Origin of the sequence: Neobacillus sp. YIM B06451 (assembly GCF_032667185.1) — a bacterium.
Taxonomy (GTDB): Bacteria; Bacillota; Bacilli; order Bacillales; family Cytobacillaceae; genus Bacillus_D.
Map to the genome: position 1 here is coordinate 51,957 of NZ_JAVFKJ010000017.1, position 14,852 is coordinate 66,808.

At 47.2% G+C, this 14,852-nt stretch carries 16 protein-coding genes and 1 pseudogene; 7 read left to right on the top strand and 10 right to left on the bottom strand.

Going from position 1 to position 14,852, the window contains the following annotated elements; genetic code table 11:
* Nucleotides 1–86: 86 nt before the first annotated feature.
* Both RB160_RS20805 and speD read right to left on the bottom strand, forming a co-directional pair.
* Nucleotides 87–1,547: a spore germination protein gene (locus RB160_RS20805; RefSeq protein WP_316572365.1), complete on the bottom strand. Its 1,461-nt coding sequence runs from the start codon at nt 1,545–1,547 to the stop codon at nt 87–89.
* A gap of 134 nt (nt 1,548–1,681) precedes the next feature.
* Nucleotides 1,682–2,578, bottom strand: coding sequence for an adenosylmethionine decarboxylase (speD, locus tag RB160_RS20810; RefSeq protein WP_316572366.1), 897 nt, complete (start codon nt 2,576–2,578; stop codon nt 1,682–1,684).
* A gap of 241 nt (nt 2,579–2,819) precedes the next feature.
* Here speD and RB160_RS20815 point away from each other — a divergent pair, with 241 nt between their 5' ends.
* Nucleotides 2,820–3,281 (top strand): PCYCGC motif-containing (lipo)protein, encoded by a 462-nt coding sequence (locus RB160_RS20815; RefSeq protein WP_396954755.1) that lies wholly within the window; start codon nt 2,820–2,822, stop codon nt 3,279–3,281.
* Nucleotides 3,282–3,546: 265 nt separating this feature from the next.
* Nucleotides 3,547–4,002 (top strand): PCYCGC motif-containing (lipo)protein, encoded by a 456-nt coding sequence (locus RB160_RS20820; protein WP_316572367.1) that lies wholly within the window; start codon nt 3,547–3,549, stop codon nt 4,000–4,002.
* Nucleotides 4,003–4,202: 200 nt separating this feature from the next.
* On the opposite strand, the gene RB160_RS20825 is transcribed toward RB160_RS20820, so the two are convergent.
* The 4 genes from RB160_RS20825 to RB160_RS20840 form a co-directional block, all read right to left on the bottom strand.
* On the bottom strand, nt 4,203–4,535 hold the full coding sequence (locus tag RB160_RS20825) for a four-helix bundle copper-binding protein (protein WP_316572368.1): 333 nt from the start codon (nt 4,533–4,535) through the stop codon (nt 4,203–4,205).
* 411 nt (nt 4,536–4,946) lie between these two features.
* Nucleotides 4,947–5,885 carry a F510_1955 family glycosylhydrolase gene (locus RB160_RS20830; protein ID WP_316572369.1) on the bottom strand — a complete coding sequence of 313 codons (939 nt, stop codon included), beginning with the start codon at nt 5,883–5,885 and terminating at the stop codon, nt 4,947–4,949.
* 22 nt (nt 5,886–5,907) lie between these two features.
* A complete protein-coding gene (locus tag RB160_RS20835; RefSeq protein WP_316572370.1) occupies nt 5,908–7,299 on the bottom strand; it encodes a 4Fe-4S binding protein in 1,392 nt (463 codons plus the stop codon).
* Nucleotides 7,259–7,639 (bottom strand): hypothetical protein, encoded by a 381-nt coding sequence (locus RB160_RS20840; RefSeq protein ID WP_316572371.1) that lies wholly within the window; start codon nt 7,637–7,639, stop codon nt 7,259–7,261. Before RB160_RS20840 ends, RB160_RS20835 begins: the two co-directional genes overlap by 41 nt.
* Before the next feature lie 273 nt (nt 7,640–7,912).
* On the opposite strand from RB160_RS20840, the gene RB160_RS20845 reads away from it, so the two are divergent.
* Nucleotides 7,913–8,491 (top strand): hypothetical protein, encoded by a 579-nt coding sequence (locus RB160_RS20845; protein ID WP_316572372.1) that lies wholly within the window; start codon nt 7,913–7,915, stop codon nt 8,489–8,491.
* A 110-nt stretch (nt 8,492–8,601) separates the two neighbouring features.
* Here the strand turns inward: RB160_RS20845 and RB160_RS20850 are convergent, their stop codons facing one another.
* From RB160_RS20850 to RB160_RS20860, 3 genes are all read right to left on the bottom strand, one after another.
* Complete coding sequence (locus RB160_RS20850) at nt 8,602–11,034, bottom strand: heavy metal translocating P-type ATPase (RefSeq protein ID WP_316572373.1); 2,433 nt, start codon at nt 11,032–11,034, stop codon at nt 8,602–8,604.
* Between the two features lie 119 nt (nt 11,035–11,153).
* A complete protein-coding gene (gene copZ / locus RB160_RS20855) occupies nt 11,154–11,360 on the bottom strand; it encodes a copper chaperone CopZ (protein ID WP_316572374.1) in 207 nt (68 codons plus the stop codon).
* A gap of 25 nt (nt 11,361–11,385) precedes the next feature.
* Nucleotides 11,386–11,796 (bottom strand): metal-sensitive transcriptional regulator, encoded by a 411-nt coding sequence (locus tag RB160_RS20860; protein WP_316572375.1) that lies wholly within the window; start codon nt 11,794–11,796, stop codon nt 11,386–11,388.
* A 188-nt stretch (nt 11,797–11,984) separates the two neighbouring features.
* Here RB160_RS20860 and RB160_RS24065 point away from each other — a divergent pair.
* A pseudogene (locus RB160_RS24065) lies at nt 11,985–12,068 on the top strand (DUF1541 domain-containing protein); the annotation flags it as partial.
* 39 nt (nt 12,069–12,107) lie between these two features.
* On the opposite strand, the gene RB160_RS20865 reads toward RB160_RS24065, so the two are convergent.
* Complete coding sequence (locus RB160_RS20865) at nt 12,108–12,737, bottom strand: nitrite reductase (RefSeq protein ID WP_316572376.1); 630 nt, start codon at nt 12,735–12,737, stop codon at nt 12,108–12,110.
* A 181-nt stretch (nt 12,738–12,918) separates the two neighbouring features.
* Here RB160_RS20865 and RB160_RS20870 point away from each other — a divergent pair, with 181 nt between their 5' ends.
* The 3 genes from RB160_RS20870 to RB160_RS20880 all read left to right on the top strand — a co-directional run bounded on the left by RB160_RS20870 (nt 12,919) and on the right by RB160_RS20880 (nt 14,779).
* Nucleotides 12,919–13,278 (top strand): hypothetical protein, encoded by a 360-nt coding sequence (locus RB160_RS20870; RefSeq protein WP_316572377.1) that lies wholly within the window; start codon nt 12,919–12,921, stop codon nt 13,276–13,278.
* Nucleotides 13,279–13,605: 327 nt separating this feature from the next.
* The gene (locus RB160_RS20875) at nt 13,606–14,217 is read left to right on the top strand and encodes a hypothetical protein (protein ID WP_316572378.1); all 612 of its coding nucleotides are present in this window, start codon (nt 13,606–13,608) and stop codon (nt 14,215–14,217) included.
* The gene (locus tag RB160_RS20880; RefSeq protein ID WP_316572379.1) at nt 14,210–14,779 is read left to right on the top strand and encodes a peroxiredoxin family protein; all 570 of its coding nucleotides are present in this window, start codon (nt 14,210–14,212) and stop codon (nt 14,777–14,779) included. Before RB160_RS20875 ends, RB160_RS20880 begins: the two co-directional genes overlap by 8 nt.
* Nucleotides 14,780–14,852: the final 73 nt, after the last annotated feature.

Here is a 14,852-nt window from a genome sequence, read left to right on the forward strand (position 1 = left end):
AACATGCTGATTCCGTCGCAGATCCTCTTGAATATTCACATAAAAAAACTAAAAAGGAACAACACGGAAAATGCTGCCCCTTTTTCCTACCTGTCTGGATCCTTTGGCTTTAGTACTCTTGGCCGCAGATGTTTGAGTGGGATAGGTGACCTGAACAGCACATCCCTGAACGCCCGGAAATCAAATGGAATAAACGGCCACAGGTACGGAACACCAAAGCTTTTCATGCGCGACAAGTAAATGATGACGAGGGTGAACCCGACGACGAGACCAAATGTATGGAACAAGGCCGTTACGATAAGTAAAAACAGCCTAGCAAGCCGGTTGGCAAGGCTCAATTCATAGCTGGGGGTTGCAAATGTGCCAATCGCGGCAAGCGCCAAATACAGGATGACCTCGTTCGTCAAAAGGCCGACCTCCACGGCGACCTGCCCGATCATCAATGCCGCGACAAGGCCAAGGGCCGTCGCAAGCGAAGTCGGTGTATGGATCGCAGCCATCCGCAGCATGTCGATCCCAACTTCAATTATTAAAAACTGCAGGAACAAAGGAATTTTGCCGGGATCATTCGGCCCGATGAATTTCATGCTTTTCGGCACGAGGCTCGGGTCAATCGTGAGCAAGTACCAAATTGGCAGCAAAAATAGCGACGCCCATACAGCAAAAAACCGCACAATCCGCAAATAGGCTCCTACAAGCGGCTTATTCCGGTATTCCTCGACATGCTGGAGATGGTGCCAATAGGTTGTCGGTGTAATCAAAACGCTCGGCGACCCGTCAACGAGTACACATACATGCCCTTCGAACAGATGAACCGCAGCCGTGTCCGGCCTTTCCGTGTAACGGACTGCCGGGAAAGGGTTCAAATAGCTCCCGGTAATGAATTCCTCAATGGTTTTCTCAGCCATTGGCAGCCCGTCCGTATCGATGCTGGACAACTTGTCCTTAATCTTATCGACTAGCTCCCCATCGGCAATGTCTTCGATATAGCAAATGATCATGTCGGTTTTCGACCGCCGCCCCGCCTGGATGTACTCCATCCTGAGCGTCCGGTCGCGAACCCGCCTTCTGATCAATGCCGTATTGAAGACGATTGTTTCAACAAAACCATCGCGTGACCCACGGACAACCCTCTCCGTGTCAGGTTCTTCAGGCCCCCTGACCGGATAGGTTCTGGCATCAATTAGGATGACCTCTGATGCTCCGTCAACAACAAGCGCGGTCGGGCCCGCAAGCACCGTGTCCACAGCTTTGTCAAGATCATCCGTCGAATCGAGCTCAATGTACGGAAGGTACGACTTCATGAGCTGCTGGATTGTCGCGCTTTGAAGCTGATCCTCCTGTAAATTCGCCATGAACTTCAAAAGGAGATGGAGCATGTCGTCCTTGACGAGCCCGTCCACCATGAATAGCGCCATTTTCCGGCCGGCATATTCCACTTCTAGATGGATGACGTCAAAGCTTTTGCCTACCCCAAGCTCTTTTTTAAAAAAATCAACATTTGCCTCAAGGCTAGTGTTTACTTTATTTTTTACTTCCGTTTTCATTTCCCACCTCGGCACACACGCCCGTACTTCCTTATTCTACATACCATCTTAGCCATGGTGCCGGCCGTTCATACTATTTCGGGCAATCGGGTTAAAGGTTACAATTTTCAAAAAAAAAGACCGGTCAGGCAGCCTTATTCAGGCTCCTTACCGGTCTGTTTCTTTTGCACTTCGTTTTCGAGATTGTCGCGGAAGGCCTTTTCTGCATTTTTAACAAAGCTGCCCTGGTAAATATTTTTCCCGTAAAAGATTTCGTCCATTTCCCATTGGATGCTTTCGGTGATTTCCCGGCGCTGTTCTTCGGTGAGTTTATCCTTCGTGTAGCCGAAAAGGTAATTGTTCAGGTCGAAATCGCGCAGCTTACATTTTGTGTGGAAAATATGCTCCTGGTATACGTTCACGTCAATCATTTGATAACGGTCGATTATCTCGTCAGGGATGTAGTTCTGGATAGAAGAAATGTCATGATCGATGAACAGCTTGTAGCCTTCTTTGTCGCGCGTAAATCCGCGGACACGATAATCCATCGTCATCACATCCGTCTCGAACGAATGAATCAAGTAGTTGAGGGCCTTCAGCGGCGAAATCTCCCCACACGTCGATACGTCAATATCGGCCCGGAATGTGCTGATCCCCTCATCCGGATGGTATTCGGGATACGTATGGACCGTGATATGGCTTTTGTCGAGAGCGAGCGTAACGGCAGATGGCAGCGGCCCAGGCGATTCCTCAAAAACCTCGGTCGGCACCTCGACAACCGGCCCCTCCGAGACAAGCATCGTCACGCTCGCCCCTTGTGGCACGTAATCCTGTTTCGCCACATTCAGCACGTGCGCACCGATAATATCCGCGACATGCTTGAGGATTTTTGTCAGACGGTCCGCGTTATACTGCTCATCAATATACTCAAGATACGCTTCCCGTTCTTCCTTCGTCTGCGTATAACAAATATCGTACATATTAAAACTCAAACTCTTCGTCAGATTATTAAAACCATGCAGCTCCACTCGCTGCTGCGGCGTCAAATCCATGATGAAACCCCCTCCGAAAGCTTTAAATATTGTTATAATACCCAACCTTTTGCCGAAAAAAACAGAACAGTTAATCGGTGCGGCAGGTTAGTGTGGTGCTTGGTAACCTAGTGCGGTGTTTTTGTTTCAAGGCGGCGCCTTGGACTGGGATTCGGTGTCACAAAACGTTTGAAAAGGGGTAGGTTTCCATCATGGATTCCTTGTTAAAATAGGTTTATACAATACTGAGAGGGAGAAGGCTATGAGGTATTTTAAGTATTTGCTGCTGATGTGTGCAATTCTTGCCATTGGCGTGGCTTCGGCCTGCAGATCTGATTCGGCAAAGTCCGATGAACTGAAGCTTGATTCGAAGCATGCGCCGCTGCCTGATTATGTCCTGGCTACCCCTGAAATGGTACAGGAAACGTATGTGATGGCCGCCGAGTATCCAGAAGTGCTCGCCTCTGTCCCTTGCTATTGCAGCTGTGGCACAGGCGCAGGGCATAAGAGCAACCTTGACTGCTTTGTCAAAGGTATAGGCAATAATAATGCCGTAACAGAGTGGGATAACCACGGCACCGCTTGAGACATTTGTGTCAATATCGCCCGGGAGGCGGTACAAATGAAGCAAGACGGAAAAAGCCTGAAGAAAATTCATGAATCAATCGTTGGCAAGTATTCATCCTATGGAGAAGCAACACCGACGCCGGTTCCCGCGGATTAATCCTGGCCTGCCAAGCCGGTAGATTTACCAATTTATCTATAGAATGTTAAAGCCTTTCTTCTGAGAGAGGCTTTTATTTTATAGCCAGCAGATAGGTCCCACAAAACTTGGCCATTGTTCGAAAATCCTTAACCTTTTCTCGATACTTTCTGCACAATTTTCCTTCATTCTGAAATAGAGGTTCATTCATCTTTGCCACACCAGGATAAACATTATTCTTATCCTGTTGATTCCCAAAAAAATAACCAACACGAAAGGGAGAGCCATGAAATTATCACGTTATTTGCTGCTAATCTTGGCGATACTAGCCATTGGCGTCATTTCAGCCTGCAGTTCCTTGGATACTAAAAACCTCGCACTTGATCCAAAGCATCCAGCACTGCCTGATTATGTTATGAAATCTTCTAAAAAGGTCCAGGAAACGTACATCCTGGCCGCTCAGTATCCAGAAGTTTTGGAATCAGTGCCTTGCTATTGTGGCTGTGGAGCAGATTCAGGACATGAAAGCAATCTTGACTGTTTCATCGCCGGCATGGATGGCAATATGGCAGTCACAGAATGGGACCCGCACGGCATTTCCTGAGACGTTTGTGTCAATATCGCCCGGGAGGCGGTAATGCTGAAACAAGACGGAAAAAGCCTGAGGGATATCAACAAAACGATTGTCGACCATTATAAATCGTACGGTGAAGGAACACCTACCCCTGTTCCGGCAAAATAAGACTATTGCCAATTACATCGCATCATTAAGTCGCAATGCCGCTCCAATTCAGGGGCGGCATTTTTACATTCCCGAAAAACCCCCTGTTTGTGGCAGCACATTAAGATTTCGAACCTGAAATTAATTCAATCCAGCTGACTCTATAAGAAAAAGGCATTCCCAATAACATTTAAGGGTGAATGCCTTCATTAACGAAATTATTAAGCTGCCATCCTCCTGCATACCTCGGCACAACGGAAACAAGCTTCCGCACATCTCCTGCAATGGTCGTGATGGCTGTGCTTCTGGCATTCCTCTCCACATGCTTCGCAAATTTCCGCGCAAAGGGCGCAGATTTGTTTTGCAAATGGCGAGTTGGATTGCATTGCCTTAATTGCAAGAGCACATATATCGGCGCATTCCCGGTCGGTCCGAATGCAGTCTGCCATCATCTTTACATCGTCTTCCTTCAGGCACGCATCATAGCAGGAATTACAGGCCACCATACAATCAAAACAGGCATCAATGCATTCCTGATACATTAGCATTTGCATCCGATTCACCTCCTTTTTTATCACGTTATACTGTTACCCGGGCAACTAAAGGCTAAACGGAGAACTCCATCAACCTTCTGTAAATACGCATATAAAATAAAGCCAGGGCTTTACATCTAAAGCAACCCTGGCTTTTAAACATTTATCATTAGCCTCCGCAGCAGCCACGAAAGGATCTCTTCGAATGCTTGCCTTTACAGCTGCAGCTACTTTCACCGCAGCACTGGGCCTCTTTTGCTTCACTGCTGGCGAGCCGTATTACAAACATGATTCCCAATCCCACAATCAGAATTGATCCGAACAATACCCCAGTCATTGAAGACCACCCCAATTTTTTTCGCTTTTGAATTTCGAAAGCTGGTTACTTTATGAGCTTTTCATCTTTCCATGGTTCCCGCTTCCCTGGGCCTCTTACTGGACAACCCCTTTATCCATGATCGGCTTCCAATCGCCGCCTCCATCTTCGGTATAAAACACACTGTTTTCAAAGGTGGAAATCGCGATTTTCTTTGAATCTTTCGGGTTGATGCCGAAATATGCAACTGCATCCTGGCCAAGGTCGAATCCTTTGTTCGACCAGGTTTGGCCCATATCGGAGCTTGTCATAATCCCCGCTCCCTGGTTTGTAATCGAATAACTGATCAATTCCATTGTATCCGGCAATACGCCAAACGCAGTAATCAGTCGGGATTGGTCATACAGCCCCCACGTAATGCCTCCGTCCTCTGACTTCAGGATTCCGGTATCGGTACCAGCCAGCAGTACATTTTCGTTATCAGGCATCGAAACAATTGAATAAATGGTATGCAAGTCCTGCGGCAGTCCGGACGAATTCAGGAGCTCCCAATCCTCGCCACCGTTTGTGCTCTTATAGATCCCCGCTTTATAGTTGCCGCTGTCCATCTGGTTCACCCCGTAGACGACATCAGGCTTGCTGAAATTGGAGGACAGGATGTGGAAATCAACCTTGCCCAGCAATGAAATCGGCTCCCATTTCTCGCCATTATTTTTACTTACCATAAATCCAAGTGGATTTGGGAGATTGGACGCCTTTCCCGGGTGCCCGCTTGAAATCATCGTCCCATCGCTCATTACATTGAAGCCCATAAAATCAAAATCGTAGTTTCCTTTAAAGGTCCAATTTTCTCCGCCTTCTGTTGACAGCATTCCTTCGTGGGTGGCGATATAAATAGTTTGGTCGGCAGCATAGGCAATGCCGTGCAGATGCTCCGCCTTAAAGCCTTTGTTCACTTTCTTGGCGCTGCCCTCTTCTTTTGATGAAGCTGAACTGCATCCGCTGATGACCAGACCTATCGATAGCAATCTTGCAAGGACTCCTAATTTTTTCATTTTCCCAAACCCCTTTTCATTTTTATACCCGATGGCTCATCGGGAGCGAGAACAAGTAAATGTTGATGACCGCCAGCAATAGCATCAGCCCATAGATTGGCAGCATGCTTTTAAATGCTGATTTGTTACCCATTTTATAAACGGTGAATATTGACCCGGCGAATCCTACCGCAATAATCGCGTATTGGAGCAGCTGAACCGACGATGTAGGCAACAGGGCAAGGCTGCCGGGATAATTTTCTACTCCCAATACGGTGAGTGAGTTATACCAAATTGCCTTTCCTTCCGTGATGACGTGGAAAAGGTTATGCCCCAAATGCCCAGCAAGGTCCAGCGGAATAATCGCATAACCGAAACGGATGAAGTTCCGTTTTACAGTATCGGCCATGCCCATCTTGCTAGCCAGCTTCGCGGTGCCAAGAAGAAGCACGATTGGCAGCGCCATTGAAATGACATAGGCGATTGTAAAATTAATGATATAGCTGCTAGTACCGGTAATGCTTCCAATTTTCTCGAGGATTTCGCCCCAAATTTCGAGCATTGTGATATTTTGAACAAAAACAATGCCCATAATGACCGCTGCCAGTGCCGCATGCTCCAGCTTCGGATTTTTTATAAACCACAATTCCTTTGTCGGTTTTCTAAAAGACAGCCGGATTGAATCGTTCGGGCAGTTCTTGATGCAATTTCCGCAAACATTGCAATCCGCGCTTGAATCCATCGTCCTGACATATTGGAACATCGGGCAGCCCTCCGCCTTCTCGCTTCCCTTGAAGCAGGACTGCGATTTACACGATTTGCAAATATCCGGCGTGCCCCTCAGTTCAAGCGAACCTGCCCGTGAATAGTTTCCAGCCAGGCCGCCAAGGAAACAGAGCGTTTTACAGAAGGTCCTTCTTTCATAAAAGACCGAAGTCGCAACCACCATTGTGACAAGGATGAGCAACAGGTATCCTGAACCACGCGGGGACTCAACAATCCCCCAAACATGGTCGCTGTATGTGATCAAGATGAAGAACAGGTCGATTAGCCAGATTCCGTATTTCCTTAAGAATTTCGGCATCGGCCTTTCGCTTCCAACCAGCTTCCTGACGATATCGCTTAATTTTCCGAACGGGCAGATTGCGCACCAGAAGCGGCCCAGGGCGATAAATAGGATTGGGATGATCGGCCACCAAAGGACCCAGGTCATTGTAGTCCCAAAATTCTTTGAAGGATTCGCCGTTCCAGCCACAAGTTTAAAAACGATATAAGAGAATACCACTATGACAATCCATTGAAAAATTCCAGGGTACCAGCGGCTTTGCATAAATTTTTTTATCGCTGGTACGGAAAGTAAATTGAACGGCTGTTTTTCCATATTTCCGTTCGTGCTAGGTGCGCGTAGTTTTTTTTCCGGGATTGCCATGTTCATCACCTTTCCTTCTGGACAATTTATTCCAGATGCCAATTAGTATTAATGAGAGATTAATTCCGCCAAAGATTCCAAGGACTTTCAAATTAGGAGGGGTTTCGGTTACCGGCCCGTGGCTATGGCTTCCTCCCTCTCCGCTGCCATCGTGGCTATGAGCCGTTGCTTTCTTGTTTTCTGTTCCATGCCCTGAATGGGGCGATTCCTTTCCGCCGTTACGGAATTTTTGCGCCGCATCCAGAACACCTTGATCATTTTGGTTATGCCCGGCATCCGCCGAAGCGTTTATCCCGAAGGAAAGTATTAGCACCACTCCAGCCAATAAAGATAACCATTTTTTCACTTGCTTCACCTCCGCAAATTTACCTCTGATGCTCTTTATAGGTACACTGTAAGGAGAAACTGTGCAGATTGTTTGCTTTTTCTGTGAATAAAATGTGTAGATAGGCTTCGAAACAGCCCTTCGCCACCATTTTGTAAAAAATAGACTTTTTATACCATAATTAAGTTGTAAATGGAGGAAGGAAAAGCCTTATATGAAAAGCCTTTGGCTTGCCAAAAACGAAGCATGTCTTGCGTTCGGCTTTCATATGTATGTACCGAGGTGATGAAAGCCGTGTCCTATATGCTTCCTTTTGTCTTGTCTTCGCTTTGTATTGCGGCTGTCGCTGCCGCCTTCCTTTCCAGGAAGCTCAAATCCCGGCTCGGCCATTCTGAAGGGATGGCGATAGCGATGCTGTTCGGGATGCTATCGGGGTTGGCGGCAGGAACAGCCATAGGCACCGTGTTTCAGGGGGATTTGTATATCGCCACGTTATACGCAATGCTTTTCGGGACATCAGCGGGAGTGGCAAGCGCTTTTCCGCTAGGTACGTCGGCTTCGGTTGAAGGGTTTGGCGCAGGTTTGATGGGTGGAATGATGGGGGCGATGCTCGGGGAAATGGTTACTTCTTTTCAATCTATAAAACTTGTGAACATCCTCCTTGTGTTGGTATTCAGTTCCCTACTTTTATTTGGAGTGCTCCCTGCCAGAAACGAATCTTCACTCCCTTCAAAAAGATGGTTATTAAAGCCTTTAACCGTGTTTCTCCTAATCTGTGGTTTACTCGTTGGCGGCAGCCAATGGGCCAAGTTTTCAGCGCACAAAATAAAAGACAATTACCAAATGGATAAACGGAATGAACATAATCACTAATTTTCGAAAAAGTAACTTCAAGTTCATGTTCCCAGCATTCCTGAATGACAAAAAAAGCTGATCCAGCCTCGCTGAATCAGCTTTTCTTTCATAGTAGCATTTACTCAATCCTATAGCTTTACCTTCTGAAGCCTTAAAGCGTTCAGAACCACGGATACGGAACTGAATGCCATTGCTGCTCCAGCAAGCCATGGCGCGAGGAATCCAAGCGCCGCAACCGGAATTCCGAGCGTATTGTACCCGAACGCCCAGAACAGGTTCTGCTTGATGTTGCGAATTGTCAGCTTGCTCATGAAAATCGCGTCGGCAATGCTGTTCAAGTCGCCACGAATGAGCGTAATGTCCGCCGCTTCCATCGCCACATCGGTTCCTGTACCAATCGCCATGCCAATGTCAGCCACGGCAAGCGCGGGCGCATCATTAATGCCATCCCCGACCATCGCGACTTTTTTACCGGCAGCTTGAAGCTTTTTCACTTCCTCCGCCTTGCCTTCAGGAAGCACCTCCGCGATAACTGTACCAATGCCCGCTTCCGAAGCAATCGCCAGAGCCGTCTGCCTGTTGTCGCCAGTAATCATAATGACCTCAAGCCCCATATCCTTCAGGCGTTTCACCGCCGCTTTCGAGGTCTCCTTGATCGTATCGGCAACGGCAACAATGCCCGCGTACTCCCCGTCAACAGCAATCAGCATCGCAGTTTTCCCTTCCCGTTCAAGCTCTTCCATTTTGGAAAAAGCGGACAACGCACTAACGTTGAACTTTGCCATCAGCTTGCGAGTGCCCGCAAGCAGTTCGCGGCCGGACACAACTGCCTTGATACCATAACCAGGTATCGCTTCAAACGATTCCACCGGCTTTAGTGCAACCCCTTTTTCCTGGATTCCTTGGACAATCGCCTGGGCAAGCGGGTGCTCGGACTGCTTTTCCGCGGATCCGACAAGAGTGAGCATCTCCGCCTCCTCAACCGCCCCTGAAAGGATGATATCGGTCAAAACAGGCTCGCCATTCGTGACCGTTCCGGTTTTATCCAAAACAACTGTTGTAATTCGATGGGTCAATTCGAGATGCTCGCCGCCTTTGAATAGGATGCCGTACTCAGCGGAGCGTCCCGACCCGGCCATGATTGATGTCGGGGTCGCAAGTCCAAGAGCACACGGGCAGGCAATGACGAGGACAGCGATCATTTTTTCAAGCGCACCGGCAAAATCCCCTGGACTGGCCCAGAAATACCAGACGAGGAAGGTTACAATGGCAATCCCGACGACAATCGGTACAAAGATTCCCGATATTTTGTCGGCAAGCCGCTGGATTGGTGCCTTTGATCCCTGGGCTTCTTCGACGACCTTGATGATTTGCGCAAGGGCAGTATCCTTGCCAACCTTTGTAGCTTCAATTTTAATAAAACCGTTTTTATTAATGGTCGCGCCTATGACAGGGTCGCCCACCGTTTTATCGACAGGGACGCTTTCACCTGTCAGCATCGATTCATCAATCGCCGAGAGGCCCTCGACAATTTTGCCATCAACCGGAATTTTGTCGCCCGGTTTGACGTGGATAATGTCGCCTACGAGGACATCCTCAAGCGACACTTCCACTTCTGCCCCGTTCCGCTCGACGATGGCTGTCTTCGCCTGGAGGCCCATCAATTTCTTGATCGCTTCCGAGGAGCGCCCTTTCGCTTTTGCCTCAAACAGCTTCCCGAGTATAATAAGTGTAATCAGAACGGCACTCGTCTCAAAATAAAGCTCAGGCATGTGCGCGCTATTTCCGAGTGACGCGATAGACTGATAAAGGCTGTAAAAATAGGCTGCCGACGTTCCGAGTGCCACAAGCACATCCATGTTGGCACTGCCATTTTTTAAAGCTTTATAGGCGCCAACGTAAAACGGGCCTCCGATGTAAAACTGAACCGGCGTTGCCAAGATCAGCTGTACCCAAGGGTTCATGAACATGTCGGGAACGTAGATGAACGATGTAAACGAAAAGTGCCCGACCATCGACCAAAGGAGCGGCAATGAAAGAATGAGTGAGAAAATGAATCTGTTCGTTTGCCTTTTGATTTCCTGCTGGCGGTGATCTGCGGCTTCTTTGCCGTTATTCTCATCTTTTAAAATTGCCCCGTACCCAAGGGCTTCCACCTTTTTAATAATATCGCGATCGGAAAGGACAGAAGGATTGTACTCGACGGTCGCCTTTTCAAGCGCCAGGTTAACGGATGCCTTTGTTATGCCTTCCATCCGGTTCAGCCCTTTTTCAATCCGGGTGGAACATGCCGCGCACGTCATCCCGCTTATATCGAATTCCTTCTTCTCGGCGACAACATCATAGCCGAGGTCACGGACTTTTTTTTCCAATACTTCGACGTTCGTGACAGCCGGGTCGAACTTGACCGCCGCCCGCTCAAGCGCCAGGTTCACGCTGGCTTCCTGGACGCCTTCAAGCCTGTTCAGCCCTTTTTCAATTCGGACCGCGCATGCCGCGCATGTCATTCCGGTGATTAGCATCGTCGTTTCTTTTTGCGCTGTTGCGGTTGCTTGGCTCATATTCTCAACTCCTCATACCCATAAGGGGTATATTTTACTGAAAAAAGGAACGTGCCTGAACGAGCACGCGCCTTCAAAGCTATGGAAATCTTCCCTAAAGGGAATCTCCGCTTAATTCCTTAAACGACATCGTAGCCTTGGTCTTCAATTGTTTCCTTAATTTTATCGAGTGAAACGGCATCACCCTTATACTCGACTGCAACCGTCTTTTCCTTTAAATCGACCAACACACGCTCAACGCCAGCAAGAGCGCCTACGCTTCCTTCAACCGCTTTTACGCAATGGCCGCAAGACATGCCTTCTACATTTAAAAGTGTTTTTTCCATGAGATATGCTCCTCTCAAAATGAGTTTATTTTTTCATGAGCCTTTGAATGGTTACAAGAAGCTCATCAACTACTTCGTGGTCGCCTTCCTGGATCCGTTCAACGACACAGCTTTTCATATGGCCTTCCAAAAGGAGTTTCGCGACAGAATTAAGGGCAGCCTGTGTTGCCGAAATCTGCGTAATGACATCGTCGCAATACGTATCTTTTTCAATCAGGCCTTTTATACCCCGGATTTGCCCTTCGATCCGGTTTAGCCTTGTCACCAAATTGTTTTTTGTTTTCTCCGAATGGTGGCTCTTACGGACGGAGCCTTCGGCGGCGCAATGCTCGTCACAGCCGGGGACAGCTTCAGTGGTGCCCACATTCAACAAAACGGGTTCCTTCAGGCTGTTCTCTGTGTGACGGATAAGCTCTTCAGGATTTAAATGATTCATTCCATCGCCTCCTGATTCAAATAGTACCATACCCCCATACCGTATACAAGGGATATGTTTGACAATTTTTCGGTAAAAAAGTTTACAATTATTAAATTATCTTTTCCCTATAAAAATTTTATATATGTTCCTATCATATAAAAAATAACCCGAAAACCATGTGGCAAGAATGAACGTTATGTGACAGTACTCCTACAACAGGCGGGGAAAAATTGGCCAACCACAAATGGGTAACGGAGAGTGGGTTTTCCCCTGCGGAAGAGTCCATTTAAAAACCCGGCTATCCCAGCCGGGTTTCTCACTTCAGGTAATCAAGATGTTTTTTCCTGAACAAGGCGGGAAACCTCTTCGATTCCCATCCGTTTCAGGAACTTGTGGAAAGGCTCCCGTTTTTTTCCGAGTGAGCCATAGATTTGGAGAAGATTTTCAACGGTAGCGTAAAGTTCATCCGGATTCAGGCGTTCCTTAAACAACGTTCCCGCTTCCGCATCCGCCCCTTTTGATTTGCCGCCAATGTAAAGGTTGTAATGGTCATTTACCTTCATGATACCTATATCATTGACCAGCGGCTCCCCACAGCCAACCGGGCAGCCTGTATAGGCAGGCTTCAAGGTGAACGGAACAGGTACCCCGGCAATCCGCTTGTTGAGATCAATTGCAACAGGCATGCCTTCTTCTATTTCCCCCTTGCAAAAATTGCACGTCCTCAGGCTTTTCACATAGTTCCCCACCGGATAACAGCTTAGGCCCGCTTCTTGAAATTCCTTTATAACTTCGTCTTTCCTTTCCTCGGGGATTTCGATATAAAGCTGCTGGAAGGTGGTCAGTTCCAGTTCCTCGTTTTCCCCGAGGTATTTCGCCAAGGCTAGTAGCTGCCTGGCGGTCAGTTTTGCGCCAAATCCGATTCCGCCATTTACGGCTATCTTTATCTTTTTCTCCATGAAATTCTCCCTCTAAGGATTTTTTCTAAACATTTACCTTCTTTTTCCTCATTATATCTAAAAGGGGGGATTTGTGGCTCAGTTAAATTTCGGGGCCCATTCATTATGAATATGATAAGCTATTGGCAAGGACTCTCACACTATTGTTCCTATCCAAATATCCTGTAATGAGGTGGCGGCGATGTGTGTTTCCAATCATGCTTTTGAGATGCAATCCTATAAGCTAAGTGAGGAAATCAGGAGAAATTCGATCTATACCCCTGTTGCTGTTGTTTGCTCTGGTGGAGAACGAGTAAATTTCGGGAATCAATTTGTACATCCGGATGGTTTTATAGAAAAAGTTGTCCTGCAGGATAAGGAAGGAAACGACTTTGAGGTAGAACCTTCGGAAAATGGATTGAGGTTTGCGAAGGGTGAAATTAGCTATAATGATTATCAGCGGTTGCAAAAAAAGGATGATCGAAAAGCCATTGCCCTATTCGCTGGTGCTGCCGGCTCCTTTTTTATCATTGGCTGGGGATTTCTACATTTATTCGGCTAGCTTTTTCCTGTGATCGAAATAAAAATTCTTACTTTAAAATGGCCACCGGTTCCCCGGGGGCCATAATTTATTAAAAAACGGTACAAAGTGTAAGCGACTCCTGCCAGGAGCCAGACGTAAACACCTGGTCATATTGGGATGGGTCCTTTGCTTTTTGTAGCTCCCTGACCGGATGCTTTCCCCAACTCAATCCCTCAGTTTCTTTTTTCCTCGTAATCTTTTTTACTCATTTCCTTCAGCAACCCCATCCCTCCCAGATTTCTTATTTGCTCGACTATACCCCCGCCGGGTACAATGAATAAAACGACAAGTTTCGGAGGCCAGTTCATGAATTTACTTACAATAGGAAAGGTGACCGTCCCGGCCGGTTTGGCCGCGGTCTTGGCGGCAGTTTTCCTGGCACCACTCCTTTTGAAGGTTTTTACAAAAACAAAGGCTGGCGATTGGTACTGGAATGCATTCTTTATTTTTTTCCTTGCTGTAAAGATGGCCTATGTCCTTTTTTATTGGGATATATTTAGTAAATCCCCGGTATCTCTCCTTTATTTTCACGGAGGCGCCAAAGGAATGTTACTCGCCTTATTGGCCGTATTTGTATACCTTTTTTCCTTATATAAAAAAGAAAAGTTTCCTTTCGCTAGCGAGGTTCTTCCGTTATTCCTTTTATTCTCCTTGTCATACTTTTTAATTCAGTCGTCACTAGCCAAGGGATGGCTTGCCTCCTCCGTGTATTTTCTTTTGCTCGGGGTTACACTAGTTGTTGTTTATCAAAAAAGGAAACTTGGTATTGAAGCATTTATTATACTGTATTTGGCGGAGGTACTTGGCGTAAGTGTCTTTCATTCCATCTTCAGCCCTGGCAATCTGGCTGTACTTGCCGGAGGACTTTTGATCGGTTTAATGGCATACTTAACAAAGGGGGGTTGGAAGCATGAATAAGAAAACATTCACGGGAATCATCCTCATTCTGGCTATCGCCATTATTGCGGTTAACATTTGGAAACCATCTCTTTCATCCGGAGAAAAAACAGCACCTCCAGCAGAAGATTCTGTGGCGAGTTCGAAGGTTGTTGGGACAGCCCCGGGAAACATGGCGCCGGATTTTGAACTCACCCTGCTTTCAGGTGAGAAGGTAAAGCTTTCCGATTACCAGGGGCAAAAAGTGATCCTGAACTTCTGGGCAACATGGTGCCCGCCGTGCAAAGCGGAAATGCCCCATATGCAAAATTTCTATGAGAAGAACAAGGATAAAGGGATGACCATCCTGGCTGTCAACCTGACCGCGCTCGACAAGGGCCCGGAAGCCATTGATACGTTTGTAAAGGATTACGGCCTCACATTCCCGATTCCCCTTGATGAGAAAAATAAAATTGGGACGCTCTATGAGGCGATAACGATTCCGACAAGCTATATCATTGGCACAGATGGCAGGATTTCAAAGAAATACATTGGGCCGATGGATGAGGAACTGATGGAGAAGCTGTTAAAAGAGGCAAATTAACATAGTTTAAAAAACAGCCTGAACCGGATGCTTAACCGGTTCAGGCTGTTTTATATATGGGAAGGATTTTCTT